Origin of the sequence: Paenibacillus mucilaginosus 3016, from assembly GCF_000250655.1 — a bacterium.
In the GTDB taxonomy this organism is placed as follows: Bacteria; Bacillota; Bacilli; order Paenibacillales; family NBRC-103111; genus Paenibacillus_G; species Paenibacillus_G mucilaginosus.
In genome coordinates this window covers 7336627-7363461 of the sequence record NC_016935.1, presented here as the reverse complement: position 1 = coordinate 7363461, position 26835 = coordinate 7336627, and the positions used below count along the sequence as shown (strand labels likewise).

The following is a 26835-nucleotide window of genomic DNA, read 5'->3' as shown; positions in this document are numbered from 1 at the left end:
ACTGTTTGTTCACACTCTATGCGAATTAAGCACAGAGCTCTGATACATGGAGGGCGAGGGCGGATTACCGCTCTTTTAGTGCTGTTGTCTGATTCAATATATAAGGGATCGCTTCCAGGAGAGAGGGGGCCGAAAAATCAGCATTCTCATCTTCTGGGCCAATTCGGATCGTCTTCGTACCGGCTGCCTTGCCTGCTGCGATATCGGTTTCCATATCACCAACCATGAAACTGTTGGCCAGATCGATTTCATATTTCTCGGCCATTGTCATTATCATGCCGGGGTTTGGCTTTCGGCATGCACAGACTTCTTTTGGCTTGTGGATGCACGCGGCAATATCGTGGATATGGGCATCCTGCTTCTTTAATATAGAAAGGAGACGCTCATGTATGCGCACTAGAGTTTCCGGTTTCATGAACCTTAACCCTACACCCCCCTGATTTGTGACGATGATAATTAGGAAGCCGGCGCTGTTGAGCTTTGAGATTGCTTCGGCCACCCCGGGGAGAATAAAGAGGTCACTGGGGCGGTTCACATGCTTCACTCGTTCCGTCATACATTCATTAATGACTCCATCTCGGTCCAGGAAGACAGCTTTGTTCATCAGAAGGATCTCCTTCCTTGTTTGGAAATTAGTATCGGTTGATTCGGGGGCGTCTGCATGTTACATTACTAGTCCCGATCTTCCTCAACGTTATGTTACCCAGTTGAGGCGGTCAAGAAATTAAGTGTTGATCTTTCATTGAGAATATGATAGATTACTTCTCGCGGCTAAGAGCTGCATGTGAAATTCTTCTAGTGCTGGTCTTTTGGGTCATCCTTAGATTGGATAACATTAGTAGGTTGCACGATGAGATGAAATGTGCTACATTGATTCTCGCCGCTGAAACAAGCGGTTAACGAAACGAATTGCCCTTTGAAAACTGAACAACGAGTGAGTGTTAAATATAGAGACTCAGCGATGAGTTTCTGCCAAGCTTCAAAATGAGTCATCAGCTTTTCTTTAATGGAGAGTTTGATCCTGGCTCAGGACGAACGCTGGCGGCGTGCCTAATACATGCAAGTCGAGCGGAGCACTTCGGTGCTTAGCGGCGGACGGGTGAGTAACACGTAGGCAACCTGCCTGTAAGATCGGGATAACTACCGGAAACGGTAGCTAAGACCGGATAGCTGGTTTCGGTGCATGCCGGAATCATGAAACACGGGGCAACCTGTGGCTTACGGATGGGCCTGCGGCGCATTAGCTAGTTGGCGGGGTAACGGCCCACCAAGGCGACGATGCGTAGCCGACCTGAGAGGGTGATCGGCCACACTGGGACTGAGACACGGCCCAGACTCCTACGGGAGGCAGCAGTAGGGAATCTTCCGCAATGGGCGCAAGCCTGACGGAGCAACGCCGCGTGAGTGATGAAGGTTTTCGGATCGTAAAGCTCTGTTGCCAGGGAAGAACGTCGTGGAGAGTAACTGCTCTGCGAATGACGGTACCTGAGAAGAAAGCCCCGGCTAACTACGTGCCAGCAGCCGCGGTAATACGTAGGGGGCAAGCGTTGTCCGGAATTATTGGGCGTAAAGCGCGCGCAGGCGGTCTTTTAAGTCTGGTGTTTAATCCTGGGGCTCAACCCCGGTTCGCACCGGAAACTGGAAGACTTGAGTGCAGGAGAGGAAAGCGGAATTCCACGTGTAGCGGTGAAATGCGTAGAGATGTGGAGGAACACCAGTGGCGAAGGCGGCTTTCTGGACTGTAACTGACGCTGAGGCGCGAAAGCGTGGGGAGCAAACAGGATTAGATACCCTGGTAGTCCACGCCGTAAACGATGAGTGCTAGGTGTTAGGGGTTTCGATACCCTTGGTGCCGAAGTAAACACAATAAGCACTCCGCCTGGGGAGTACGCTCGCAAGAGTGAAACTCAAAGGAATTGACGGGGACCCGCACAAGCAGTGGAGTATGTGGTTTAATTCGAAGCAACGCGAAGAACCTTACCAGGTCTTGACATCCCTCTGAAAGCCCTAGAGATAGGGTCCTCCTTCGGGACAGAGGTGACAGGTGGTGCATGGTTGTCGTCAGCTCGTGTCGTGAGATGTTGGGTTAAGTCCCGCAACGAGCGCAACCCTTGACTTTAGTTGCCAGCATTGAGTTGGGCACTCTAGAGTGACTGCCGGTGACAAACCGGAGGAAGGTGGGGATGACGTCAAATCATCATGCCCCTTATGACCTGGGCTACACACGTACTACAATGGCCGGTACAACGGGAAGCGAAGTCGCGAGATGGAGCGAATCCTTAGAAGCCGGTCTCAGTTCGGATTGCAGGCTGCAACTCGCCTGCATGAAGTCGGAATTGCTAGTAATCGCGGATCAGCATGCCGCGGTGAATACGTTCCCGGGTCTTGTACACACCGCCCGTCACACCACGAGAGTTTACAACACCCGAAGCCGGTGGGGTAACCCGCAAGGGGGCCAGCCGTCGAAGGTGGGGTAGATGATTGGGGTGAAGTCGTAACAAGGTAGCCGTATCGGAAGGTGCGGCTGGATCACCTCCTTTCTATGGAGTCCATGTCACCTGCAGGGTGGCGGACAAATCTTATAGCAGCCCTTGAGCTGCGGACACTCACTCGTGTTCAGTTTTGAAAGGTGCAATGCCTTTCAAACTTGGCTAGGCTGTCAAAAGCTGATACTTGTATCGGCCGCGGCGCCATGCTAAGATAACGTTCCTGCCAGTGAAACGGCGGTGAACATGGTTTGTTCCTTGAAAACTGGATAGCGAAACAAAGCAAATAAAGCTGAAACATCCAATGTTTCGAATAGCGATTAGGTTAAGCTATTAAGAGCACACGGAGGATGCCTAGGCACCAGGAGCCGAAGAAGGACGTGGCGAACAACGATAATGCCTCGGGGAGCCGTAAGCAGGCTTTGATCCGGGGATGTCCGAATGGGGAAACCCACATGTGGTAATTCGCATGTACCATGCAGTGAATACATAGCTGCATTGGAGGCATACGAGGGGAACTGAAACATCTAAGTACCCTCAGGAAAAGAAAACAATAGTGATTCCGTCAGTAGCGGCGAGCGAAAGCGGAACAGCCCAAACCAAGGAGCTTGCTCCTTGGGGTTGTAGGACGTCAATGTGGGTTAAGCAGAGTAGGCGAACAGGTCTGGAAAGGCCGGCCAGAGTGGGTAAAAGCCCCGTAACTGAAATTCTGCGAACACCCTAGACGGATCCTGAGTACCGCGAGACACGTGAAACCTCGTGGGAAACCGGCAGGACCATCTGCCAAGGCTAAATACTCCCTGGTGACCGATAGTGAAGCAGTACCGTGAGGGAAAGGTGAAAAGAACCGCGGGAGCGGAGTGAAAAAGAACCTGAAACCGTGTGCTTACAAGAAGTCAGAGCCCGTTAATGGGTGATGGCGTGCCTTTTGTAGAATGAACCGGCGAGTTACGTTCCCGTGCGAGGTTAAGGTGAGAAGCCGCAGCCGCAGCGAAAGCGAGTCTGAATAGGGCGACATAGTACGTGGACGTAGACCCGAAACCGTGTGATCTACCCCTGTCCAGGGTGAAGGTGCGGTAACACGCACTGGAGGCCCGAACCCACGAATGTTGAAAAATTCGGGGATGAGGTGGGGGTAGCGGAGAAATTCCAATCGAACTCGGAGATAGCTGGTTCTCCCCGAAATAGCTTTAGGGCTAGCCTCGGGTTAGCGTTGCGGAGGTAAAGCACTGATTGGGTGCGGGGCCCGCCAAGGGTTACCAAGTCCAGTCAAACTCTGAATGCCGCAAACGTGATGCCCGGGAGTCAGACAGTGAGTGCTAAGATCCATTGTCAAGAGGGAAACAGCCCAGATCATCAGCTAAGGTCCCCAAGTGTGTGTTAAGTGGGAAAGGATGTGGAGTTGCACAGACAACCAGGATGTTGGCTTAGAAGCAGCCACCATTGAAAGAGTGCGTAATAGCTCACTGGTCGAGTGACTCTGCGCCGAAAATGTAACGGGGCTAAACACACCACCGAAGCTATGAGTCCAAGGTGCAAACTTGTTTGCACCCGGGCAGTAGGGGAGCGTTGTATGCGGGTTGAAGGTTGATCGTGAGGACAGCTGGACTGCATACAAGTGAGAATGCCGGTATGAGTAACGAAAAGATCAGTGAGAATCTGATCCGCCGAAAGCCTAAGGGTTCCTGAGGAAGGCTCGTCCGCTCAGGGTAAGTCGGGACCTAAGGCGAGGCCGAAAGGCGTAGTCGAAGGACAACAGGTTGAAATTCCTGTACCACCGTGAACCGTTATGAGCAATGGGGTGACGCAGAAGGATAGTGACGCGAGCTGATGGATGCTCGTCCAAGCAGTAAGGCTGATGTGTAGGCAAATCCGCACATCGTAAGGCTAAGCTGTGATGGGGAGGGAAATTTAAGTACCGAAGGTCATGAGTTCAGGCTGCCAAGAAAAGCCTCTAGCCAGGGAGAAGGTGCCCGTACCGCAAACCGACACAGGTAGGCGAGCAGAGCATGCTAAGGCGCGCGGAAGAACTCTCGTTAAGGAACTCGGCAAAATGACCCCGTAACTTCGGGAGAAGGGGTGCCTCGGTAGGGTGAATAGCCCGAGGGGGCCGCAGTGAAAAGGCCCAAGCGACTGTTTAGCAAAAACACAGGTCTGTGCGAAGCCGCAAGGCGAAGTATACGGGCTGACGCCTGCCCGGTGCTGGAAGGTTAAGGGGAGCGGTTAGGAGCAATCCGAAGCTGTGAACCGAAGCCCCAGTAAACGGCGGCCGTAACTATAACGGTCCTAAGGTAGCGAAATTCCTTGTCAGGTAAATTCTGACCCGCACGAATGGCGTAACGACTTGGGCGCTGTCTCGACGAGAGATCCGGTGAAATTTTAATACCTGTGAAGATGCAGGTTACCCGCGACAAGACGGAAAGACCCCATGGAGCTTTACTGCAGCTTGATATTGGACTTTGGTACGATCTGTACAGGATAGGTGGGAGCCTGAGAAGCCTGAGCGCCAGCTTGGGTGGAGGCGCCGTTGGGATACCACCCTGATCGTATCGGAGTTCTAACCTGGTACCGTGATCCGGTACGGGGACAGTGTCAGGTGGGCAGTTTGACTGGGGCGGTCGCCTCCTAAAGCGTAACGGAGGCGCCCCAAGGTTCCCTCAGAATGGTTGGAAATCATTCGAAGAGTGCAAAGGCATAAGGGAGCTTGACTGCGAGACAAACAGGTCGAGCAGGGACGAAAGTCGGGCTTAGTGATCCGGTGGTACCGAATGGAAGGGCCATCGCTCAACGGATAAAAGCTACCCTGGGGATAACAGGCTTATCTCCCCCAAGAGTCCACATCGACGGGGAGGTTTGGCACCTCGATGTCGGCTCATCGCATCCTGGGGCTGAAGTAGGTCCCAAGGGTTGGGCTGTTCGCCCATTAAAGCGGTACGCGAGCTGGGTTCAGAACGTCGTGAGACAGTTCGGTCCCTATCTGTCGCGGGCGCAGGAAATTTGAGAGGAGCTGTCCTTAGTACGAGAGGACCGGGATGGACGTACCGCTGGTGTACCATGTGTTCCGCCAGGAGCACGGCTGGATAGCCAAGTACGGACGGGATAAGCGCTGAAAGCATCTAAGCGTGAAGCCCCCCTCAAGATGAGATTTCCCAGTATGTAAGACCCCTTGTAGACGACGAGGTTGATAGGTTCGGGGTGGAAGCGCGGCAACGCGTGGAGCTGACGAATACTAATCGGTCGAGGGCTTATCCTAATGATATTCCACAAACTTTGTGGCGCTATCTCAGCTTTGTTTCGATCCAGTTTTCAAGGTGCAAGTCACTTTGAATTGAATACAGGTGTATCCTGGCAGATACATCACAATCGTTTGGTGATGATGGCGGAAGGGAACCACGCGCACCCATCCCGAACACGAACGTTAAGCCTTCCAGCGTCGATGGTACTTGGACCGCAGGGTCCTGGGAGAGTAGAACGTCGCCAAGACAAACCCATGAAAGCCCACCTTAGGGTGGGTTTTTCTATGCGGAAATTACATTAGGGCCCTTAGATCAGTTGGTTAGAGCGCACCCCTGATAAGGGTGAGGTCGGTGGTTCGAGTCCACTAGGGCCCATTACAACGCGGGGCCATAGCTCAGCTGGGAGAGCGCATCGCTGGCAGCGATGAGGTCAGGGGTTCGATCCCCCTTGGCTCCACCATAACCGAATACATACGGCCCGTTGGTCAAGGGGTTAAGACACCTCCCTTTCACGGAGGTAACAGGGGTTCGAATCCCCTACGGGTCATATATGCCGCTGTAGCTCAATTGGTAGAGCAACTGACTTGTAATCAGTAGGTTGGGGGTTCAAGTCCTCTCGGCGGCACCATTTATCTTGGAGGCTTAGTGAAGTGGCTAAACACGGCAGACTGTAAATCTGCTCTCATCGAGTTCGGTGGTTCGAATCCATCAGCCTCCACCACTTACAATTCAATATTCCCTGATAGCTCAGTTGGTAGAGCACTCGACTGTTAATCGAGTTGTCACAGGTTCGAGTCCTGTTCGGGGAGCCATTATGGAGGCTTAGCTCAGCTGGGAGAGCATCTGCCTTACAAGCAGAGGGTCGGGGGTTCGATCCCCTCAGCCTCCACCATACATAATGCGCGGAGCCGTGGTGTAGAGGCCTAACATGCCTGCCTGTCACGCAGGAGACCGCGGGTTCGAATCCCGTCGGCTCCGCCATTACTTATTTCTTTGCGGCGGTCGTGGCGAAGTGGTTAACGCACCGGTTTGTGGATCCGGCATTCGAGGGTTCAATTCCCTTCGACCGCCCCATATGTCTTTTGGGGATTAGCCAAGCGGTAAGGCAACGGACTTTGACTCTGTCATGCCTAGGTTCGAATCCTAGATCCCCAGCCATTTGAGTTTGAGCCATTAGCTCAGTCGGTAGAGCACCTGACTTTTAATCAGGGTGTCGTAGGTTCGAGTCCTACATGGCTCACTGTTATATGCGGTCGTGGCGGAATTGGCAGACGCGCTAGATTCAGGTTCTAGTGGTGTAACAGCCGTGGAGGTTCGAGTCCTCTCGACCGCACCAAACTCATGCGGAAGTGGCTCAGCGGTAGAGCATCGCCTTGCCAAGGCGAGGGTCGCGGGTTCGATTCCCGTCTTCCGCTTTTCAAACATAAAATTCGGCGCCATGTACTCAAAGGATCTCCCAAGATCCTCATTTTTTCTCTCAACACTTGAAAATCATGTTCGGCGCCTTTTTATATAATTTGTTCCCTTAGCTCAGCTGGATAGAGCGTTTGACTACGAATCAAAAGGTCGGGAGTTCGAATCTCTCAGGGAACGCTTTGACGGGATGTAGCTCAGCTTGGTAGAGCACCTGGTTTGGGACCAGGGGGTCGCATGTTCAAATCGTGTCATCCCGATAACGCAAAAAAGAGCCCAAATGGGCTCTTTTGGTCTCTTCATGGGTATGTAGGCACACCCCTTGGCTCTTAGCGCTGCTTCCTCCCGGACCTGACGCGGTTCGAACTTCGTGTTTGCCTTGATCCCATCTTATCAAAGGGTGGCCCGGAAGGGAAGAGGAGATTAGCGCCAGGGAAGAGCCACCCACCAGAGGAAACAGATTGCGGTTCACAGCCGGCTGCCGGCGAGGTATAATGAAATTCCGCTCAAGGGGCCATAGCTCAGCTGGGAGAGCGCCTGCCTTGCAAGCAGGAGGTCAGCCGTTCGATCCCGCTTGGCTCCACCAATATGCTTCCATAGCTCAGTAGGTAGAGTGCATCCATGGTAAGGATGAGGTCACCGGTTCGATCCCGGTTGGAAGCTTTGTGGAGAGGTGTCCGAGTGGTTGAAGGAGCACGACTCGAAATCGTGTAGGCGTGTAAGCGTCTCGTGGGTTCGAATCCCACCCTCTCTGCCACAATGCATGGAGAGATACCCAAGTGGCTCAAGGGGACCCTCTGCTAAGGGGTTAGACTGCGTAAGTGGTGCGAGGGTTCGAATCCCTCTCTCTCCGTTGCAATACAATATGGCGGCATAGCTCAGCTGGCTAGAGCGTACGGTTCATACCCGTAAGGTCGGGGGTTCGATCCCCTCTGCCGCTACCATGATCTTTTACTGACGCGGGGTGGAGCAGCCCGGTAGCTCGTCGGGCTCATAACCCGAAGGCCGCAGGTTCAAATCCTGCCCCCGCAACCAAATATCCTTTATGGAGAGGTGTCCGAGCTGGCCGAAGGAGCACGATTGGAAATCGTGTAGGCGTCACAAGCGTCTCGAGGGTTCGAATCCCTCTCTCTCCGGTTGCCGCGGCGAAAGCCGCGTAAATAAGCGGTTGTGGTGGAATGGCAGACACGCTATCTTGAGGGGGTAGTGGGCTTACGCCCGTGGAGGTTCGAGTCCTCTCAACCGCATATCGAAAGTACCTTTGCTGAGAGCCCCTGAAATGGGGCTCTTTCGCGTATATAAGGTATTTGAATGGGTTACGTTACCTTAAGAAGGGGAATGGAAAGCTCCTAGATGACCAATCAGAGGGTTATAACGGCCCTCTAATGGCGAGTAGGGGAGAATACCGTGAAGCTGCCCTCTTTGACTTTCATATAATTGCCTGTTTAGATATAGTATAATGGAAATGGCATACGACAGCCTTTCTTTGCAACGTGGCCACCCTTCCGCAAGGTGGTTATACATAGCGCCTCACAAAACCTCCTGAATCAGGAGGTTTGTTTTTTTCTAGAGAGTTATTTGCGCCCTATTCACCAACTTTTCCTCGTTTCATCGATACCTTTAATCCACTCTTGCTTCTCATTTGGTGTTAAACCCTTTCCCAGGTGAAGAAGTGCATCCAGGTCGTCTGTCGTACTAGCGGGTACTTCAGACAATGTTCTCTTCTTTAAGTTAATAATCACTTCTTCGCTCTTGACGTCATACTTTTTCAGCAGCTTAATAATGGCCTCGAAAGTTTGTTCGTCCAAGTGCTCTACCATGAGTATTCCTCCTATTGGCCTGCATTTATGACCGATGTAAGACCTATCCTTGCTTCTCGGAAGAAGCGAGAAGTTAAGGACTACTCTTTTCATAATAAGGTTGGGGCTGAATGGATAGAAAGATACTTGAAGCAACATGGTGCAACCGAAGTAATACCGTTTCAGAAGAAATACTATAGGGGCGACAATAAACATGGCGTTCATATGTTTTTTAGATTTCATGATGACTGAGTTAGAAGCACTAAAAAACCTGTAAAATAATATATTATTATAACAGAAGTTGATATAGTTTTGAGATTTTTGGGCTAGAGGATATCCGTAATCACTTTTTAATCTTTGACTATAAAAGCATGTGTCCGGCTGGTTGGTATCCTATAGGTTCTGATAATGGAGATATGCTTTGGATAGACCAAACGGTGCTCAACGATGAGTCGAGTCCTTCAATAAGAGAAATGACTATCTTCATTACTCGTCAATGATATTTACTGATACGGCAACCCCATTAAACTTAAACTTTGAACGGTGGTTAGAGAGGTTTATTACTGCTTCTGGACAGCATTTCTGGGAATGGTATTTAGAAGATGCCGAATCATACTATGCGACAGTCAAAGAGAAGTTAAGAATGTGGAATATGGTTAAGAGGCCTGAAAAGGAATAATAAAAAACCCAACCAATTATTTAAAGACTAACGTAGTTCAGTATAAGTTTGATTGTTGTTTAAAAAGTTCAGTTTGTGGTGCAATATAATTATAAGCATAGGGAAGGGTGTCAGTAGTTATGTACCGTGAAAATGCCACGGAGCGAGAGTTAACGAAGGAACTTTGTTAATGCAATGTCGAAAATTTTCTAGTAATAGTGTACTATTTTCAATAAATGGGGTAAATGGTATATTTTAAAAGGTTTTTCACCTTGAAATGGAGGAAGTTTTCTATGAGAAAAGCAATGACCCTTGTCCTTTCCGCATTCATGGCATTGTCTGCGGGAACAACAGCGTTTGCAGCAAATGAGTGGCAGTCAGTATCCGCAAATAACGAGAGCCCAAAGTGGACGAATCCAGTAAAAGGCCAGCATCAATATGGGAAAGTGACCGTGTCTTTTACTAATGGCTCCGGTGGAGTAGCAGGTGAAATATACGAGGATTGCGGCAGTGGTTATACGTATAAAGACGTTGTTTCTGTCAACATTACTGAAGGAATAACCCAAAAATCTCTTATGTATTATATGAGCGGTGCATGCTCCTATAAGGTTAAACTCATTGTTGGATCAAGCGGTGGTACAGCATACATCAGAAACTGGTATTAGTCCATTTGGCTGCCGCGTATGGCAGCCTTTTTTATCATAATGGAGGACTTTCACGCGCCACATAAGAATTAACGACGTACATATGCACCAAATCTGGATTTTATACATATGTCTATAAAACACGCGCATATAGCCGCCCGCCCCCCCCCCCGGCTCGCTGCGGAAATACGGAATATGCTCCGCCTGCAGCAATGGCTCGAAGAACATCGCTTCCAGAACCCCCGACTCTCAGTTGGGTCATGAAGGCGGCTGGATTTTGGTGGCTAGAGAAACACAGATAATAATTTGCTTACTAATCTATTTCACAGCTTAAATATTGTTCTTGTCCTCCGACAAAAGGAATCACCCTAAATTCAAAGTGATTCCTTTAATATTAAGGCCCAGCTTGAATCAGTTTAAAGGTACCAGTGTCCACTGCTGGTTATTTCCACTACTCCATGTCCACTGGATTACATCACCGCCGTCGGCAGTCGATCCGCCGTTTACATCCAGTGCTTTTCCGCTGTTTCTGTTGATTAACCTGTAGTATCCGCCTCCATTGTCAATAATCTGCCACTGTTGATTAGTTCCGCCATTAGAAGACCACTGTATTACATTTCCGCCATCGGCAGTCGATCCTCCGTTTACATCCAACAGCTTACCGCTATTTACATTCGTAAGGGTGTAATACCCGTTCCCAAGGGCATCAATTCTCCACTTCTGGTTATTTCCATTGCTCCATGTCCATTGTATTACATCACCGCCGTCGGCAGTCGAGCCGCCACTTACATCCAGTGCTTTGCCGCTGTTTCTGTTTACCAGCTCATAGATATGCCCTGATTGGATTCCGGATGGTGTGGTTCCTTGTAAATCTCCATATATAACTCCTCTGCCGCCGACTGCTATATAAATACGTCCATAAACCTTGGGATCCCCGGTTATATCGACTACATTGCCAAATTGATGTGCCGCATCATTGATCCTGACCCACGATGCACCCTGATCATCTGACCTGAAGAAGCCATAAGTACCTTCAACAATACCATTCAGGAATATTGCAGGATACCCGCCAGTTGCAGCTGCTTTACCAAAGCCTACCTTATAGGCCTCGGTTACATTGGACAATTTTGTGAATGATGTACCGGAATTAGTGGAGTAATAGAGCCCTCCTGCTCCGGCAGCCGCCCACAGGTGGCCTTCCTTGCCGAATACAGCTTCCATGTCTGCATCATTACTTGAATAGTTTGGTACTGTAGGCAGGCCCGTTGCACCAGCTGTAAAGGATGCTCCGCCATTCGTGCTTACATACACGATCCCATTCTCATAATCAAATTGATAGAACTTGTTTGAGTTTACACGGTCGGCCACAGGTTTCTTTCCGATAACTCCTCCAGTGGATGAGATCCATGATGAACCGTTATTTGCAGAAACATAGGGAGCAATATAATTATGGCTTGAATCCCTTGGTGTCCAGACGATCTTTGACCCGTCGGCAGAAATTGCAATATATCCGCCCGCTCCTGCATTAGCCGGCGCTGATGCAAATTCTGTCCAGGTACTTCCCCCATTCGTCGAATAGGCACCATAGGATGTACTGCTTTTTTTATCGTAAGACCTTACAACCTTGGTAGGTACGGACTCTGCAAAATCAATGCTGTAGTTGTTGCTGCTTTCTCCTGGAGTAAATTCACCCTCTGGCGGCGACACAGCAAGGTTGTCGTGCTTGCGTAATATTGGTCCAGGTCCCTGTAGAAATGCTGTATTTATAGATAACACCACTGGACGCACTGCTTGGTCCGGGCATATCCTCTGTTCTGGAAAAGGCTGAAAAAGTGACATATAATGTACTTGAAGCTATGTCTGCACGTATCGGACAATACCCTGAAGGCTGTCCGGATATTGTACTCCAGGTGCTTCCTCCATTATTACTTATATACATCGTGTTTGAAGTACCGTTTGCACCTACAATAATCCTGCTTGTAGCTGTGCCCGGCATTGAGCTCGATGTATCAAGAATGACAAAGTTTATATTTGCAGCCGGAAAGGAAGTAACCTTGCTCCAATTGGCTCCGCTATTTGTACTTTTATACAAGCCATCCGTTGTGCTGCCCATATATAAAACATTTGTAAGATTGCGGTCAACCTGAAGACGTTCCCCCGTGTTCCTTCCAATATCATTTCCGCCAACTTTAAACGGTAAAGCAGTTTTGGTCCATGTTGCACCTTTATTTGTTGATGCATAGAAGTTGCCATTTGCTGCCCATTGAGAGGTATACAGTCCTGTCATCATATAAACCTTGTTTGCATTCGTAGGATCCACTGCAATGCTTAGAACTCCCATATCATCCCGGTCTGTTCTTCCAATGAAATCCGTTAATGGTATCCACGTTTTTGTAGAGGAATCAAAACGGTAAGCTCCTCCTACATCAGTACGTGCGAACAACAAGCCGTTTTCTACAGGATTGTATACCACCCCGGTAACAAAGCCTCCGCCGCCGATTTTTACATTGTTCCATGTGTAGGTATTGGTGGTATACGCTGAGCTAATGCTTCCGCCATAACTGAAGCCCATTCCAACAAATAATAATACTGCAAGTATAAACGAAATTGCTTTTTTCATAAAATCCTCCTTTAAATTGTTTTCTCTTGCTGTCCGACTGGAAGTGAGATAAACTGCTCTTCCATGGCCTAATAGTGCTGGCAGCACCTCCTTTCTTCGTACAACGTCCGCACATCCCGTTGGACAATAATCGGGCGGAGTCTTTCTTGACCAGTGTTAGCGTTCCCATGCGATCCGAGGCACTGATCATTCGTCCTCTTGGTCCCCCAGACCGCTTGGGCTTTTTTTGTGCTTTTTAAGTTCCCTGATTACATCCTAATCCCATTCAGGGTGCTTTCCCAATTCCCGTCAAATTCGATGCGCTCTTTTGGATGGCATAGTTTATGACTTGCCCATCGTAGAATTCGATCGTGATCTTGATGGTTCCATCCAATACGGAACTGTTAAAGAAGTTGTTTTGGATGGTGAACGTGCCTTCCGAATAGTTCGCATTAAATTCATGGCCAAACTGCATATACGGGAACCATGAATTAGGGCCGATTCTGTTGCCAGATGCATCAAAGGCTGAAACACGTTTTATTTTGGAACCGTTGAAGGTTACCGGAATCGTAATTCCGGATGTTGTTGTGCCTGTAGCGGTTTGAAATACCGGCGCTGCATATTTGATTATATACTGATGCCAAGCAGCACCTGCCGAGAATTGCAACTCCAAATCCGCGATGATGCCGTGTGATCCCTTAGTGAATTTTTCGTCTACAAATTTCTTGGAAAGCGTAAGAGTTGCGGTTTTGGCATTATAGGAATAATCGCTTTTCTTCAATCCTGCGATACCTTTAAAGGTATTCCCGTTCAGCGTAAGCGGAATCTGAATATCGCTTGCAACCATTTCCTTAATATAGATTTCATTTAACCCTGTCGAATAGGAGGAACGTTGTCCCTGAACGGCTGCTTTAATAGTTGAGCCGACTAAATAATTCCAATCATATGGCGGAACCCGATCAAATGCAGGCGGCCAGATCATGGTACTAACGCCATATTTCGAACCCATGTAGTTCAGATATTCCAGCATTTTCAGCTTTTCACCCGACTGATTGGCTGCAGCGCCTTCATCAGGGGATAACCAGCCATATTCCCCAATGACAACCCCGATGCCTTTCGAAATAAAGGTGTCATTCAAGGTGTTGAATAACAGATCCGTGTTGGATCTCGGCGTTTCAGTGGATCCGGCGTAAAGCTGTTCGTCAAAGCCTGTTCTACCAAGGTTGCCACTAAATACCCAGTCGCTGTAATAATGCACGGTGGCAATAATGTTCGGATCATTCAGGCCGGCAATAAAGTTGTAGGTTGCATTTGCTTTTTCCACAGCAGCGTTTGTCTCTATAGTCGGAATGATAATCATTCTAGTTGCATTATTGCCGCCCGATTGGCGAATCGCCTGGTAGGCAGCCTCATTGATCCTATCTAATTTATCCTGCTTCGTGATGCTTCCGGTATCGCTTGTAAATTGCGGCTCATTTATGGTCTCGAAGGATACGGTATCGGGCTCGTCCTTGAAATAATCCGCAAGCTGTGTCCAAAAATCCACATATCGCTTATACTCCTCGGATGCCGTATCTCCATCCCAGTCTCTAAGCCAGATCCAGGAATCGTGATGCAGGTTGATCATGACATATAACCCTGCGGAAACAGCCCAGTCCACCACTTCTTTATATCTGGCCAGCCATGCGGAATCGATGACGTAGTGTCCGTCGGCTCCCAATGTATATCGGGTATAGGCGGTCATGGGGATGCGAATGCTTTTGAAGCCTTTGGCTTTGGCCGCCAAAATCAACTCTTGCGTTACCCTCGGCTGCCCCCAGGAAGTCTCATCGGATAGCGAGAAGTCGTCTGTTCTGAAGCTATCAAACGTATTAAATACGTTCAGACCTTTGCCCATGGCCAAGACATACGCCTGCGACGGAGATACCTCTGATGCCGATACGGGCTGGGTATGACTAACCCCAAACACAAACACGATCGATAGTGTTAACAATAATGCGGTCAGCTGCCTTGAAAATCTTGTCCCACTCATCATGAAATCGCTCCTGTCCCGTTTTGGATAAAAATAAAGCTAAACGAACTGCCATTGATGGTTGAAGCATTACAAGTCCCTGGATTTGCTGAAGTATCACCACCCCCCATAATAACTTTTGATATCCCTTTTTTTGATACATTTTGTTAAAATTATAATAAATGTCGTTACGAAGTCCGATAGCGAAATGCGCATGATATGATATCATTTTCTGCCAAAATCGCTGCTATATAAAATTAAATAGGACGAAAGGAAGCCGTTCCCATGGAATTACACGTGATCGGATATCATCATTCCCATGACAAAACTTTTGTGATCGATCACCCTAACGGCATTGGCAGCAGTTGGATTCTATTATTAATCAAAACGCCTGCCGTCTTTGTGCAGAACGGTAAAGAAGTGGTCACAAAGGAAAATTCCTTTATTTTGTTTACCAGTGATGAGCCGCAACATTATCGTTCATATGGCAATGAGTACGTGGACGACTGGTTTTATTTCAGTATAGACGACGCTGATAAGGAATTTTTTGGCAAACTAAATATCCCCTATAACACGGTTACGTGGCTAGGGGATATTTCTGAGATATCTTCAATTATACAGAAAATGACTTATGAATTTTATACGGCGGGTGCTCACAGCGGAGATGCCATCAAGCATTACTTGTATATTTTCTTTATTAAACTTAGCCGCAAACTTCATAGCGGACTTCACTTCCCATCGGTAAAGGCTTCTGCAAAATATGAATGTATGATAAACGTTCGAATCCGTATTCGCACCAACCCTGTGTCAATCCCCTCTGTAAAAGAGTTGGCTAAAGAATTATCCATGAGCTTATCGAGTTTCCAGCACACCTACAAAAAACTGTTCGGCGTCAATGTTATGAACGACATTATTAATAGCCGCCTTCATTGTGCAAAGGCTCTGCTATCAACAACAGATTTGTCGCTGGATTCGATTGCTGCGCAAAGCGGATACAGCAATGCCTTCCATCTAATGAGACAGTTTAAAGCAAAATTCGGGCTTACACCAACAGAATACAAGAAGCAGCACAAATGAGCCCCGTCAAATTCGATGCATGAAACCTCCCCGCCGGTTTCACACTAATATCGATTTTTCAAAATCGGAAGGTGGAATGCGGCCTTGAAAAGATGGCTTGTAACTTTGCTCCTCTTTATATTAAGCTTCGCTTTGCGATGACCATAGACCTGCTGTTAGGCTACAATCCGAATGCATCCATCAACATGCTGCTAACTCCGTTCCGTCTCATGTTTCGTATCGAGATCGTTATTATCATCGTAGCCATACTCTATATCATTATCGTGGAGTATAATTACGCCGCCTATGGAAACAACAGGCAAAGGCAAAAGTATCAGCTGCCGGACCGGAATCGGCTACGCACGAAAGCAACGAACCACAGCAAGAGGGGCAGAATGACGCCGAACAATAAAAACACCGTCACTAGAGCAAAGTTTCCTTCCTTGATATGCTCCGCAAAGTTGTCCGCGATGGCGACGGAGAGGAATAAAACGATCAGACCGAGCGGATACACCAACTTTCGATGATCTTTCATCCCGAACAAATCGGTCGCCCCCATGACGGCGACATAATAAAAGATCGCGACTTTGAAAAAATCGCCTATAATTAGCGTCATGACGACAAAAACGTCCATCCGCTGAATGAACTCCCGAATATTGACCAGACTGATCGTCGTCAAGAGCGGGAAGGTGGCTCTTCCTGCAATATCGACGCCCAGCACGGCAATGTTCATCGCCGTGCTGAAGCTTAAGATCAGTCCGCCGGCGAACATCGTGATGAAGCCCGCTCTTATTCCTTGTTTCGGTTCGTTCAAATAAGGAAGCAGCATCGTAAAGCAAATCATTTCGCTGAACGGGAATTCAAAGGCCTGCGTGATGCCCGTGTGGATGACGGGTTCCCAGCCTTTTTCTAGAATCGGAAGCAGCTGATTCACATCGATCACACCGGATACAACAAGAAGGAAGTTACTAAACACGCCCAGCGCGATCATGACCACAAGGTAAATCTGGGCCGTTCTTGCCAGCACTTCAATGCCTTTATGCAGGACGTAACCGATCGTCAGGATCATGATAATGCTGACCGCGATCATCGGCGTTTGATCGAGTACAGAGGTGACCAACAGATCGGCGCCGTCACGCATGTCTCTAGCCGCTCAGTACATAAAAAAAGCACATAGGACATACCGATCGGCCACCCGATCCATTTGCCCAAAATCGATCTGGCATAAGCGGTGAGCGGAAGAGCCGGATAGCGGCGATTCAAGGAAACGTATACGCAGAACAATGCCAAACCGCCGGAAAGTCCCAAAAGGATCGCGAGCCAAGCGTCTTTTTCCGCCTTTAATCCGAGACTAACGACCAGCGAAGTCCCATTCCTCCGTTTCGCTTAACGTTCCGGGCACCCTCGTTATACTCCGTCCGTTGACTATTGTATACATTCAATGTGGAGTAGCATGCACTTATCAAAGGCAAAGGATATAGAAGGTACTGCTGTAGGCTCTTCAACTGTCTTTAATCTTAAAGGTCATTATGCTGACCTTATTCAAAATGACGTTCTGTCTTTCTATCACGATACAGCAGAAAGATTTGGTTATGTGTATGCGGGACCATGTCCTGCTGAAGATATTCATTGCTTTATTCCAGCGGGTAGCACAGCAACAGGTGATCTAGTTTCCGGCAGGTCATATTACCTTATACAAACAGTTCAGAGGGATTTGTCTTCGGAGTTTTGTTATGTTGCAATCGATGAGGCGGAAACCATACTTTCTTACTCGTCTGAAGTGATATTGAATGCGGCGAGAGATGTGGTATCTAACTGGGGAATTAATGTGCCGGTCAACATTACAGATGAATATAATCAAAGCGCGAATTACGATGTAGTGTCTAATGAGATCAATGTAAATCCATTAAGATTATATGAGCAGATGAGTGTTAACCTTGTGGTTTTCACTATTCCTTCCTTAACTTCTTTGAAGGTAGTTTTAGCACATGAATGCGGCCATCTAATTGATCAGGAATTAAAAATCAATTATGAAGTGTTTTCGATGATAGCGGAGAAATGCAATCTCATGCGGCATCTCGTATTAAATGGAAAACCCATCGATCTTCATGAATATTCAAGCTTCATTGAGATATATGGGATCATGTTAATGAAATTTGAAAATAATGCATGGAATTTAGGTCAGAAGTTCATTGATGATAAAATTAGGACTCTATATGATGCAGATAATCGGGTCAACTTGGTGATGCACGAAAGAAAAATACAAATGATGAAACAAATGTGTGATGCCTTAATGCCTTGATTGTTCACTCGAGCCTGCTTGCAAAGCTGCTTTACTGGCCACATGTATGGCGAACACTCTATTTTAATTTCATCAAACTAGAATTTTACGTAATAGAAAATAAAAAAAAAGAAGGAGCGGGCTCTGGCCAGATCCTTCTTCTTTGTGCGGCAGCGGCGCCGCGGATTAGGCGGGCGCCGGACACCGAGCCTGCACGGCCATCCGCTTCGGAGGGCTCCTGCAGGGAACGCCGAACACTGCTTATGGATGTATGAGGCCGGAGAAGCTGCTTGTGAAGAGCCTATACGTTGGGTATGGCAAACCTGATTGGCAGGGGCGGCCCATGCTTTTTCACCAGACTTCTAAGGCGTTACCGTAATGGAATACTGCCTGTACGGGTAGGTCGGAAACGGGTACGACGAGAAGATGGTGGTGGCGCTAATAAGGACTGAACCCGGCTTTTGGGCCGTGATGATCTGGGAGCACCCGAGGAAGCAGAATTTTCTCCAGGTAATGACCCCTTCCTCGCTTTGGCTCAATATGGAGATCACCGGCGCAGGAACCGAATCCGTTCCTCCGCTGGAGATGGCGTACGTCTGCCCCACCTTCAAGGTGACTGCGATCGGTGTAATGGCCGAAGCGGCGGCGCTTGCCTCGCTCACAGCCCTTCCTGACCCCGGGGCGACAGGCTCGGCGGCGGACGCCGTACCCGTGAGCAGAGAAAGAGAAAGCACGAAAGAAGCGGATATTTTAGAAAGTTTCATACAACTAATCCCTCCATTGTTATATAATTCCATACAAATCATACCAAACCTTACGCCCGCCCGATAGCTTCTTTACCAAATCTTAAGCACACCGGTCAGGCGTGTCCGGCCTGACCTCTGGTCTGGATCGCCCTACTGCCGCCGCTGTAATTCTGCGAGACACTTCGGCCCTGCCGCCCGGCTATTCGGTGGCTCCGGCCGCCAGCAACAGCTCCCGGAGCCCGGCAGCCGAAGCCCCTGCCGGATCGGTGTTCCCGCCAGCAGTCCCCGATGCCGCAGCCGCAGCCTGGACCAGCTGCTCCACCTGCGTGTCGGTCCATACGCTACCGTCGCCGAACTCAAATCGCTCGATTCGCTGTGCGGCACTCTCGAAGAAGCGTTCTACGGTCAGCGCCTGCTGCGAGCCGTTCCATTCGCCGAGATTCACCACCAGATCGCTGCCGCTGCGGGAGACTGTCGCATCGGACGCACGATACTCATCGTAGAGGTGCACCGTGTCGGTCTCGCCGGCCAGTCCTTCTTCCCGGATGACGCTCCGCCGAAAGTCCGGGCCGATGTCATAGACATCCGCTCCTGCGCCACCCGACAGCACATTATCCGTGCTCATCCCGAAGAAGTACCTGCTGACGCTAAGGGTGTCGCTGCCCGTCGCAGGACGGATGTTAGTGGCTATTGATTGAGACCATTTGCTTTCGTTTTCTCTCTGCCTGATCCCGAATATGCTTGGGTGCCTGCGAATCCTTCGACAGCTCCATGATCAACCTTCCATCATTGGAGCATAGGATGGTTTCCCACTCGGACGCGCGCTCCTGTTCATTCTGATCAAAAGCCATAGTCGTAACTCCTAAGAGTTTTACCACGTACGAAAGGACAATAATTGCAGCTGAAAGCCCCATAAATAGGGCAAGTACAGTCATCTCAGTGTTACTGCAATCCGAACAAATCATGCTGATCCCCCTCTTTCTTGATAAGATTAAGACCTCGATTGCTTTACTCCAATATCCGTCCCAGCCTTCTATCAGTCCAAATGAAATATTCGCCCTAGTAGTTTCTTAGAAAGGGCCCCTGCGAGATTTCGGTGCTCGGCCTCCGGACGGGCGATATTTATGAGGGACTGCTGCGCAACGAGCTGGATCTCGGTATCGTTTTCTACCCGATGGAGCATCCGGAGCTCGAGAACGTGCTGCTCTGCGAGGAGGAGCTTGTGCTGGCCGTACCGGCCGACAGCAGATGGGCCGAGGGCGAAGCAGCGGAGCTGCGCATGCTGAAGGAGGCGCCGTCCGTGCTGCTGCCCGGCTCGTACCGGCTGCGCCAGCTGATCGACGGGGAGTGTGCGGCCCACGGCTTCCGGCCGAAGCCGGTCATGGAGCTGACGACGCTCGAGTCCCTTCTGCATATGGTCGCCCAGGGGATCGGCGTCACGGTGCTCCCGCTGCCGTATCTGCTGGATGCGGGCCATCCGAACATCCGGGTGCTGCCCTTCCGGGAGCGGCCGACCCGGCGGATCGGCATCGCCTACCGCCGCAACAAGCATCTCTGCGCAGCGAGCCGAACCTTCATCGGGAAGCTGACCGAGGCGGCGCAGCAGCAGGGGGAGGCTCGGTCTGGCTTAGCTTAGCCGGGGCGTCAGAAGCAGGACCGGAAGGAAACGTGCTGCTGGACTGTGCTCCGCGGCGAATCAGAAGCAGCAGATCCGTGCTGAAGGTTGGCACGGTCAGTCACCCCGTTCATCACCTGTGCGTTGGCAGCAGCACCCTATGACAGCAGAGGATTGACAGGCAGAAGGATGGAATGGTAAAATCCTTTTATTCCTATTCCATAAGTGTGAATTAATATCTGAATACCATCTACCAGACACCCTGGAGACAGCTGCCGGAAGGCGGAACTGTCTCCTTTTTTGGTTTCCTTGGCACGGTACCGGGCTTCGTAAGAGCTGGGCCCGGTATCAGGGACCAAGCATTCGTCTGGCAGGCCTACCGTTTGAATGGAGGCACTCCTTGGCGATGAGGGGTGCTTCTTTTCTTAATAAGCAAGCAGCTGAAGGAGGATGAATGCGGATGACGATACAGGAAGCGGAGCAAACCTGGGCCGGGGGACTGAGGCTGGAAGGGGATGTCCTGGTGATCGGCGGGGGACCGGCGGGAACCTGGGCGGCGCTGACGGCCGCCTCGCACGGCGCGCGCGTGGTGCTCGCCGACAAAGGCTACTGCGGAACGAGCGGGGCGACGGCCCCGTCGGGGACGGGGGTGTGGTACGTAGAGCCGGACCGCGAGGCCAGGGAGGAAGCCAGGCAAAGCCGATTCGGGCTCGGAGGCCGGCTCGCGGAGGAAGACTGGATGAACCGCGTGCTCGACCGGACCTATGAGAACATGAACCGGCTGAGCGGCTTCGGCTATCCGTTCCCGAAGGATGAAGCAGGACGGCCCTACCGCCGGGGGCTGCAGGGCCCGGAATACATGAGGCTCATGCGGAGGCTCGTGCAAAAGGCAGGCGTCACCATCCTCGACCACAGCCCGGCGCTGGAGCTCCTGGGGGACGCCCACGGCGTGGGCGGTGCCCGGGGCGTCCGGACGCAGACGGGAGAAGCCTGGGAGGTCCGTGCCGGGGCGGTCATTATTGCCACGGGCGGCTGCGCTTTCCTGAGCAAGGCGCTCGGCACCAATGTGCTGACGGGGGATGGGTACCTGCTGGCCGCCGAGGCGGGCGCGGACTTGTCCGGCATGGAGTTCTCCAATGCCTACGGCATCTCGCCGGTGTTCTCTTCCGTAACCAAGACGGCGTATTACCGGTATGCCACCTTTTATTATGAAGACGGGACGGAAGTGGAGGGGGCGGGTTCGGCGAGGGGCCGCTCGGTCATCGCCCGGCAGCTGCTGGCCGGCCGGCAGGTGTATGCGCGCCTGGATAAGGCGCCCGAGGACGTGAAGCCGCTGCTGCGCGTAGGCCAGACGAACTTCTTCCTGCCGTTCGACCGGGCGGGCATCGATCCGTTCACGGATCTCTTCCCGGTCACGCTCCGGCTGGAAGGCACCGTGCGCGGGACGGGCGGCATCCGGATCGCGGATGAGAGCTGCCGGACCGCGGTGCCGGGGCTCTACGCCGCGGGGGATGCGGCCACGCGCGAGCTGATCTGCGGCGGCTTCACCGGAGGAGGCAGCCACAATGCGGCCTGGGCGATGTCGTCCGGCTCGTTCGCCGGAGAAGGAGCGGCCGCCTACGCGCACAGCCTCGGGCCCCTCGCCGGACGGCGCGAACTGAAGGGCCTGTCGTCGACCACGGTGACGGCCGCTTCGGCGGGAGACCGGTCGGACCGCCCGAAGGAGCACATCCGCGCCGTCCAGGAAGAGGTCATGCCCTACGACCGCAACCTGTTCCGCACGGAGGCGGGTCTGCGGGCGTCGGTCGGCCGGCTGGACGGCATCTGGCGGGACATCCGCAGCGGGGCTTCGTCCCTTGGTGCCCATGCGGTGCAGGCGCGCGAAGCGGCGGCCATGACGGCCACCGCCCGGTGGATGTACCGCTCGGGCCTGGCCCGCACCGAAACCCGGGGCATGCACAAGCGCGAAGACTACCCGGAGCAGGACAGCGGGCAGCATTACCGGCTCCGTTCCGGCGGGCTTGATGAGGTCTGGGTGCAGCCCGAGCCCCTGCGGAAGGAGGTGGCGGCCCAGTGATCGAGCTCATCAGCGAATCGCGCTGCGTGCAGTGCAGCCGGTGCGTCGACGTCTGCCCGACCAATGTCTTCGACAAAGGCGAGGACGGCATTCCCGTCATTGCGCGCCAGAGCGACTGCCAGACCTGCTTCATGTGCGAGCTGTACTGCCCGGCCGACGCCATGTATGTCTCCCCCGATGCGGAAGCGGCGGCCGGCGTCACGGAAGAGAGCCTGGAGGCGCAGGGGCTGCTCGGCGGTTACCGGGAGAAGGTGGGCTGGGGGCCGGGCCGGAAGCCCGTGTCCGCCCATGAGTATATGTATCAGCTCGCCGCAAGGTCGATTCCTTAGCAGGCCATCGTTGTAATGCAGAACAAGGAGCAGCTGCCGGTCTTCACACGGCATGCTGCTCCTTGTTTTTGGTTCCAATCTAAGAATTTATATCTCCCCTTGTCACTGAATGTGCAGGCGGAGCTTGTGTCCTCCGAAGGAAGCATCCTCCATGTCCGCTGCCGCGGCAAACCTCAGCTCAGCAAGCAGCACATTTTCCCGCAGAAGAGAATCAAACCGTTCCAGCGCCTGCTTCAGCGGGGCATCGACATCGAGCGTAAGGTGGACTCTCTTCTCGATGGGCAGCTGAAGCTTCTTGCGGTAGTCCTGAATGCCGCGGATCACTTCGCGCACCAGGCCTTCCTGTTCCAGCTCCTCTGTGACTTCCGTGTTCAGCGCGGCATTGATGCCGTGCGCCGACGCGGAAGCGAACCCTTCCTTGCCCTGCTTCTCCACGAGCAGCTCATCCAGCGTCAGACGGACGGATTCGCCGGCAACCGCGGCGTCCAGGAAGCCGCGTTCGACCGCCATCCTCGCTTCGGATGCAGGCAGCTCCTTCAGCACCGTCTGAATGGCGCCGACGAGCTTCCCGTAGGTTCGGCCGGCCGCCTTCAGGTTAAGCTTCAGGCGGACGTCAACGAACGAGCTGTCGCTGTGCTCGACGCGGATGCGTTTGACGTTGATCTCCTCCTTGATGATGGCTTCGAACCGGTCCAGATCGAATTCGCGGTCCAGCGAGACGATCAGCTCGGACAAAGGCTGGCGGGTCTTGATCCCCGCCTCGCTGCGGAGGTTGCGTGCGAGCTCGACGATCCCGCGGGCGGTTTCCATCTCCTTCTCAAGCGCGGCATCCACTGCGGCTTCGTTCACCTTCGGGTAGTCCGTCAGATGGACGCTGCCTTCGCCGCCCAGGTTCCCGTAGATGTCTTCCGCCAGGAGCGGGGCATAAGGCGCGATCATCCGCGCCAGGGTCAGAAGCACTTCGCGGAGCGTCTGGTAGGCGGACACTTTGTCCTCCGTCATGCCGCTGCCCCAGAAGCGGTTCCGGGAGCGGCGGAGGTACCAGTTGCTGAGCTCGTCGACGAAGGCCTCGATCTGTCTGGCCGGGTTGAGCAGGTCATAGGATTCCAGCCCGTTCACCACGTGCTGCAGCGTCGTGTTCAGCCTCGACAGCACCCACCGGTCCAGTTCGTTCCTGGAAGTCGGCAGCGGATGGGCGTCCGGGTCATATTGATCGATCGCCGCATACAGCGAGTAGAACGCATGGGTATTGTGGAGCGTATCGATCACCTTGGACTTCGCCTCGGAGACGATCTGCTTCGAGAACCGCTTGCTGTTCCACGGCGCACTGTCGGACAGCAGCGCCCAGCGGAAGGCATCCGCCCCGAATTCCCCGATGATCTCCCACGGGTCCACCACATTTCCTTTGCTCTTGGACATCTTGAGGCCGTTCTCGTCCAGTACGTGACCGGTGGAGATCACCGCCTTGTACGGCAGCTTCCCGTTGTACAGGGTGGATACCGCCATCAGGCTGTAGAACCAGCCCCTGGTCTGGTCAATGCCTTCGCAGATGATGTCCGCCGGATACTGCTCCTCGAACAGCTGCCTGTCGCCAAAGGGGTAGTGGTACTGGGCGAACGGCATGGAGCCGCTGTCGAACCAGACATCGATCACCTCCGGCGTCCGGTGCATGGTTCCCCCGCAGGAGCAGCGCAGCCGGACCGCATCTACATAAGGCTTGTGCAGCTCCAGGTTCTCATCGAGAGGCGTGACGGACAGATCGCGCAGTTCCTTGAGGCTGCCGGGTGCCGTTTCGGTTCCGCAATCCCCGCACAGCCAGATGTTCAGCGGCGTCCCCCAATACCGGCTGCGGCTGATATTCCAGTCCACGAGCTCCTCCAGGAACTTGCCGAAACGCCCCTCACGGATGTGGGACGGGTGCCAATCGACCTGCCGGTTGTTCTCGATCAGCTGCTCTTTGACGGCCGTCGTCTTGATGAACCAGCTCTCCATCGCGTAGTAGAGGAGAGGGGATTTGCAGCGCCAGCAGAAAGGATAGCTGTGCTCGTACCGTTCCTTGGCGTACAGCAGGCCGTGTTCGGACAAGCATCGCACGATATCCACATCGCAGTCCTTGACGAAGCGCCCGGCAAAATCGGTAACCTGCCCGGTATACCGGCCGGCGAGGTCCACCACATTGACAAATTCGATGCCGTGCTGCTGGCACGTGCGGTAGTCGTCTTCCCCGTGCGCCGGTGCGATGTGCACGATCCCGGTGCCGCTCGAATCGCTCACGTAGGCCGCATCGACCACCCGGTGCCCTCCGTTCACCCGGATATAGGCAAAAGGAGGCTCATACTCGGTGCCCACGAATTCCGCACCCTTATGCGTGGAGAGGATCTCGTAATCCTTTTGGAGCACCTGTTCCACAAGTCCGCTTGCCAGCACGTATACGCTGCCGTTCTGTCTGGCTTTGACATAGTCCAGATCCTTGTTCAGCGCCAGAGCCGCATTGGCCGGAAGGGTCCAGGGGGTGGTCGTCCAGGCCAGGAAGATTTCCTCTCCCACCCGGCTCCTGAACTTCACCGTCGCGCTGAGATCCTTGACCTCTTCGTAACCCTGGGCCACTTCATGGGAGCTGAGCGTCGTCTGGCAGTCCGGGCAGTAGGGGCTGACCCGGTGGCCTTTGTAGAGGAGCCCCTTGCGATGGATCTCGGACAAAAGGTGCCACACGCTCTCGATATACGGGTTGGTCAGCGTCACATAGGGATGATCCATGTCGGTCCAATAGCCGATGGCTTCGGTCAGCTCCCGCCACTGCTTCTCATATTCGAAGACGCTGCTCTTGCACTTCTCGACGAACTCGGCGACGCCGTACTGCTCGATGGCCTGCTTGCCCGAGATGCCCAGCTGCTTCTCCACTCCCAGCTCGACAGGAAGGCCGTGGGTATCCCAGCCGGCTTTGCGGATGACGCGGTAGCCTGACATCGTTTTGTACCGCCCGATAAAATCCTTGATCACACGCCCCAGCACGTGCCCGATATGCGGTTTGCCGTTCGCGGTGGGAGGCCCTTCGTAGAATACGAAGTTCGGCCTGCCCTGCCGGTTCCGGATAGACTCCCCGAACGTATCGTCCCGCTTCCACTGCTCCAGGATCCGCAGCTCCCGGGTTCTTGCTTTTTCTTTGACGTCGACTTTTCTCATGAATCATTCGCTCCATTCCGCTCAAATGGATGGGGGTGAAAAACAAAACAAAAAAATCCCGCCCCCAAAGGGACGAGATTGATTTCTCGCTTAACCACCCTTGTTCTGAAGGACCGGTTGCCCGGTTATTCTTCAGCCCACTTACTGCGTACCATCATACGCGTCCCTTGTAACGGCGGGATCCCGGGTCAGCTTACTTCAGCAGCTTCGGCTTTCCTTCTCGGAGAGGATTTTGGGCTGAGTCTTGAACGTTGGCTTTCAGCACGGGGCCAACTCTCTGGGGAACAAGGGGTTCAGCTTACTCTTTCTCGTCAATGAATTTGTCGGATCATTCAGTTATTTACAGTTCTACACTATTGCAAGCGGATTGTCAATGGAGAAAATCGAAGGAGGCTGTTTCGCCCAGGTGTGTGCAGGTGACTTCGAGAGGCAGGTGGAGCTGCAGGGGGGGAACAGGCATAGGGCGAGGGAGAGGGGACGATGAAAAAACGCAGCAAGGAAGGGTGCCGCAGGGCCCCCTTCCTTGCTGTTTCGTTCCCGGGCAGGCAGTGAGACTCAGGCCGCCTCGGCAGGCTGAGCGGCGGGACACCCGCCGGCTCGCGCTGCCATGCGGCGGTAGGAGGCTGGGCGCGGGAATGCCGGTTCGCTGTGACGAACCGCGGGCAAGAGGCCGGAGAGCGGATGCTCTTGGCTTGAGCAGCC

The 26835-nt window shown here is 52.4% G+C and carries 17 protein-coding genes, 23 tRNA genes, 3 rRNA genes, 1 other RNA gene and 1 pseudogene; 33 read left to right on the top strand and 12 right to left on the bottom strand.

What is annotated here, in order from left to right:
• Positions 1–64: 64 nt before the first annotated feature.
• Entirely contained in the window at positions 65–604 is a 540-nt protein-coding gene (locus PM3016_RS30455) for a D-glycero-alpha-D-manno-heptose-1,7-bisphosphate 7-phosphatase (RefSeq protein ID WP_014372053.1), read from the bottom strand.
• Between the two features lie 399 nt (positions 605–1003).
• Here PM3016_RS30455 and PM3016_RS30450 point away from each other — a divergent pair.
• The 18 genes from PM3016_RS30450 to PM3016_RS30365 all read left to right on the top strand — a co-directional run bounded on the left by PM3016_RS30450 (position 1004) and on the right by PM3016_RS30365 (position 7395).
• A 16S ribosomal RNA gene (locus PM3016_RS30450) occupies positions 1004–2540 on the top strand.
• Positions 2541–2809: 269 nt separating this feature from the next.
• A 23S ribosomal RNA gene (locus PM3016_RS30445) occupies positions 2810–5739 on the top strand.
• Positions 5740–5852: 113 nt separating this feature from the next.
• Positions 5853–5969 (top strand): 5S ribosomal RNA (gene rrf / locus PM3016_RS30440).
• Together the 16S, 23S and 5S rRNA genes with 15 tRNA genes alongside form the textbook arrangement of a ribosomal RNA operon.
• Before the next feature lie 54 nt (positions 5970–6023).
• Positions 6024–6097, top strand: a tRNA-Ile gene (locus tag PM3016_RS30435).
• A gap of 9 nt (positions 6098–6106) precedes the next feature.
• Positions 6107–6182, top strand: a tRNA-Ala gene (locus tag PM3016_RS30430).
• Positions 6183–6197: 15 nt separating this feature from the next.
• A tRNA-Glu gene (locus PM3016_RS30425) sits at positions 6198–6269 on the top strand.
• 5 nt (positions 6270–6274) lie between these two features.
• Positions 6275–6350: transfer RNA gene (locus PM3016_RS30420), tRNA-Thr, on the top strand.
• Positions 6351–6358: 8 nt separating this feature from the next.
• Positions 6359–6443 (top strand) — tRNA-Tyr (locus tag PM3016_RS30415).
• A gap of 15 nt (positions 6444–6458) precedes the next feature.
• A tRNA-Asn gene (locus tag PM3016_RS30410) sits at positions 6459–6534 on the top strand.
• Between the two features lie 4 nt (positions 6535–6538).
• A tRNA-Val gene (locus PM3016_RS30405) sits at positions 6539–6614 on the top strand.
• A 12-nt stretch (positions 6615–6626) separates the two neighbouring features.
• Positions 6627–6703: transfer RNA gene (locus PM3016_RS30400), tRNA-Asp, on the top strand.
• Positions 6704–6720: 17 nt separating this feature from the next.
• Positions 6721–6796, top strand: a tRNA-His gene (locus tag PM3016_RS30395).
• 9 nt (positions 6797–6805) lie between these two features.
• Positions 6806–6880, top strand: a tRNA-Gln gene (locus tag PM3016_RS30390).
• 9 nt (positions 6881–6889) lie between these two features.
• Positions 6890–6962 (top strand) — tRNA-Lys (locus tag PM3016_RS30385).
• 9 nt (positions 6963–6971) lie between these two features.
• Positions 6972–7058, top strand: a tRNA-Leu gene (locus PM3016_RS30380).
• A gap of 7 nt (positions 7059–7065) precedes the next feature.
• Positions 7066–7137, top strand: a tRNA-Gly gene (locus tag PM3016_RS30375).
• Positions 7138–7241: 104 nt separating this feature from the next.
• Positions 7242–7315 (top strand) — tRNA-Arg (locus tag PM3016_RS30370).
• A 6-nt stretch (positions 7316–7321) separates the two neighbouring features.
• Positions 7322–7395 (top strand) — tRNA-Pro (locus PM3016_RS30365).
• 36 nt (positions 7396–7431) lie between these two features.
• Here PM3016_RS30365 and ffs read toward each other — a convergent pair.
• An RNA gene (gene ffs / locus PM3016_RS36945) (signal recognition particle sRNA small type) lies at positions 7432–7526 on the bottom strand.
• A gap of 119 nt (positions 7527–7645) precedes the next feature.
• On the opposite strand from ffs, the gene PM3016_RS30360 reads away from it, so the two are divergent.
• From PM3016_RS30360 to PM3016_RS30325, 8 genes are all read left to right on the top strand, one after another.
• Positions 7646–7721: transfer RNA gene (locus PM3016_RS30360), tRNA-Ala, on the top strand.
• A gap of 4 nt (positions 7722–7725) precedes the next feature.
• Positions 7726–7798: transfer RNA gene (locus PM3016_RS30355), tRNA-Thr, on the top strand.
• Positions 7799–7802: 4 nt separating this feature from the next.
• A tRNA-Ser gene (locus PM3016_RS30350) sits at positions 7803–7892 on the top strand.
• 8 nt (positions 7893–7900) lie between these two features.
• Positions 7901–7988, top strand: a tRNA-Ser gene (locus tag PM3016_RS30345).
• A gap of 14 nt (positions 7989–8002) precedes the next feature.
• Positions 8003–8079 (top strand) — tRNA-Met (locus PM3016_RS30340).
• A gap of 14 nt (positions 8080–8093) precedes the next feature.
• A tRNA-Met gene (locus PM3016_RS30335) sits at positions 8094–8170 on the top strand.
• 12 nt (positions 8171–8182) lie between these two features.
• Positions 8183–8271, top strand: a tRNA-Ser gene (locus tag PM3016_RS30330).
• A gap of 28 nt (positions 8272–8299) precedes the next feature.
• A tRNA-Leu gene (locus tag PM3016_RS30325) sits at positions 8300–8382 on the top strand.
• A gap of 342 nt (positions 8383–8724) precedes the next feature.
• Here PM3016_RS30325 and PM3016_RS30320 read toward each other — a convergent pair.
• On the bottom strand, positions 8725–8955 hold the full coding sequence (locus PM3016_RS30320; protein WP_014372052.1) for a hypothetical protein: 231 nt from the start codon (positions 8953–8955) through the stop codon (positions 8725–8727).
• A 930-nt stretch (positions 8956–9885) separates the two neighbouring features.
• Between PM3016_RS30320 and PM3016_RS38295 the strand changes: the two genes are divergently transcribed.
• On the top strand, positions 9886–10257 hold the full coding sequence (locus PM3016_RS38295; RefSeq protein WP_014372051.1) for a hypothetical protein: 372 nt from the start codon (positions 9886–9888) through the stop codon (positions 10255–10257).
• Between the two features lie 390 nt (positions 10258–10647).
• On the opposite strand, the gene PM3016_RS30315 is transcribed toward PM3016_RS38295, so the two are convergent.
• The 3 genes from PM3016_RS30315 to PM3016_RS30310 form a co-directional block, all read right to left on the bottom strand.
• Positions 10648–12012, bottom strand: a complete 1365-nt coding sequence (locus PM3016_RS30315; RefSeq protein ID WP_238540361.1) for an RICIN domain-containing protein — start codon at positions 12010–12012, stop codon at positions 10648–10650.
• Positions 11924–12856 carry a WD40/YVTN/BNR-like repeat-containing protein gene (locus PM3016_RS38955; protein ID WP_187297980.1) on the bottom strand — a complete coding sequence of 311 codons (933 nt, stop codon included), beginning with the start codon at positions 12854–12856 and terminating at the stop codon, positions 11924–11926. Before PM3016_RS38955 ends, PM3016_RS30315 begins: the two co-directional genes overlap by 89 nt.
• Positions 12857–13121: 265 nt before the next feature.
• The gene (locus PM3016_RS30310) at positions 13122–14870 is read right to left on the bottom strand and encodes a cellulase family glycosylhydrolase (protein WP_014372050.1); all 1749 of its coding nucleotides are present in this window, start codon (positions 14868–14870) and stop codon (positions 13122–13124) included.
• Between the two features lie 261 nt (positions 14871–15131).
• Between PM3016_RS30310 and PM3016_RS30305 the strand changes: the two genes are divergently transcribed.
• Both PM3016_RS30305 and PM3016_RS41615 read left to right on the top strand, forming a co-directional pair.
• Positions 15132–15923 (top strand): AraC family transcriptional regulator, encoded by a 792-nt coding sequence (locus PM3016_RS30305; RefSeq protein ID WP_014372049.1) that lies wholly within the window; start codon positions 15132–15134, stop codon positions 15921–15923.
• Positions 15924–16015: 92 nt separating this feature from the next.
• Positions 16016–16177 (top strand): annotated as a pseudogene (locus PM3016_RS41615) (YczF family membrane protein); the annotation flags it as partial.
• A gap of 59 nt (positions 16178–16236) precedes the next feature.
• Here the strand turns inward: PM3016_RS41615 and PM3016_RS30300 are convergent.
• Both PM3016_RS30300 and PM3016_RS41505 read right to left on the bottom strand, forming a co-directional pair.
• Complete coding sequence (locus PM3016_RS30300) at positions 16237–17043, bottom strand: GerAB/ArcD/ProY family transporter (protein WP_014372047.1); 807 nt, start codon at positions 17041–17043, stop codon at positions 16237–16239.
• A complete protein-coding gene (locus tag PM3016_RS41505) occupies positions 16989–17264 on the bottom strand; it encodes a GerAB/ArcD/ProY family transporter (protein ID WP_081484350.1) in 276 nt (91 codons plus the stop codon). The genes PM3016_RS30300 and PM3016_RS41505 overlap by 55 nt, the downstream gene beginning before the upstream one ends.
• Before the next feature lie 91 nt (positions 17265–17355).
• Between PM3016_RS41505 and PM3016_RS38290 the strand changes: the two genes are divergently transcribed.
• Entirely contained in the window at positions 17356–18204 is an 849-nt protein-coding gene (locus PM3016_RS38290) for a hypothetical protein (protein ID WP_014372046.1), read from the top strand.
• Positions 18205–18545: 341 nt separating this feature from the next.
• Here PM3016_RS38290 and PM3016_RS37665 read toward each other — a convergent pair whose 3' ends face one another.
• The 3 genes from PM3016_RS37665 to PM3016_RS38950 form a co-directional block, all read right to left on the bottom strand.
• A complete protein-coding gene (locus tag PM3016_RS37665; RefSeq protein ID WP_014372045.1) occupies positions 18546–18947 on the bottom strand; it encodes a hypothetical protein in 402 nt (133 codons plus the stop codon).
• Positions 18948–19128: 181 nt separating this feature from the next.
• Complete coding sequence (locus PM3016_RS30285) at positions 19129–19554, bottom strand: calcium-binding protein (protein WP_014372044.1); 426 nt, start codon at positions 19552–19554, stop codon at positions 19129–19131.
• Positions 19555–19609: 55 nt separating this feature from the next.
• The gene (locus tag PM3016_RS38950) at positions 19610–19780 is read right to left on the bottom strand and encodes a hypothetical protein (protein ID WP_187297979.1); all 171 of its coding nucleotides are present in this window, start codon (positions 19778–19780) and stop codon (positions 19610–19612) included.
• A 245-nt stretch (positions 19781–20025) separates the two neighbouring features.
• On the opposite strand from PM3016_RS38950, the gene PM3016_RS30275 reads away from it, so the two are divergent.
• The 3 genes from PM3016_RS30275 (at position 20026) to PM3016_RS30265 (ending at position 22950) form a co-directional block, all read left to right on the top strand.
• Positions 20026–20565 carry a LysR family transcriptional regulator substrate-binding protein gene (locus tag PM3016_RS30275; protein ID WP_014372042.1) on the top strand — a complete coding sequence of 180 codons (540 nt, stop codon included), beginning with the start codon at positions 20026–20028 and terminating at the stop codon, positions 20563–20565.
• A 439-nt stretch (positions 20566–21004) separates the two neighbouring features.
• Complete coding sequence (locus PM3016_RS30270) at positions 21005–22621, top strand: FAD-dependent oxidoreductase (protein ID WP_014372041.1); 1617 nt, start codon at positions 21005–21007, stop codon at positions 22619–22621.
• The gene (locus PM3016_RS30265; RefSeq protein ID WP_013920276.1) at positions 22618–22950 is read left to right on the top strand and encodes a 4Fe-4S dicluster domain-containing protein; all 333 of its coding nucleotides are present in this window, start codon (positions 22618–22620) and stop codon (positions 22948–22950) included. The genes PM3016_RS30270 and PM3016_RS30265 overlap by 4 nt, the downstream gene beginning before the upstream one ends.
• Before the next feature lie 102 nt (positions 22951–23052).
• Here the strand turns inward: PM3016_RS30265 and ileS are convergent, their stop codons facing one another.
• Positions 23053–26133 (bottom strand): isoleucine--tRNA ligase, encoded by a 3081-nt coding sequence (gene ileS / locus PM3016_RS30260; RefSeq protein WP_014372040.1) that lies wholly within the window; start codon positions 26131–26133, stop codon positions 23053–23055.
• Positions 26134–26835: the final 702 nt, after the last annotated feature.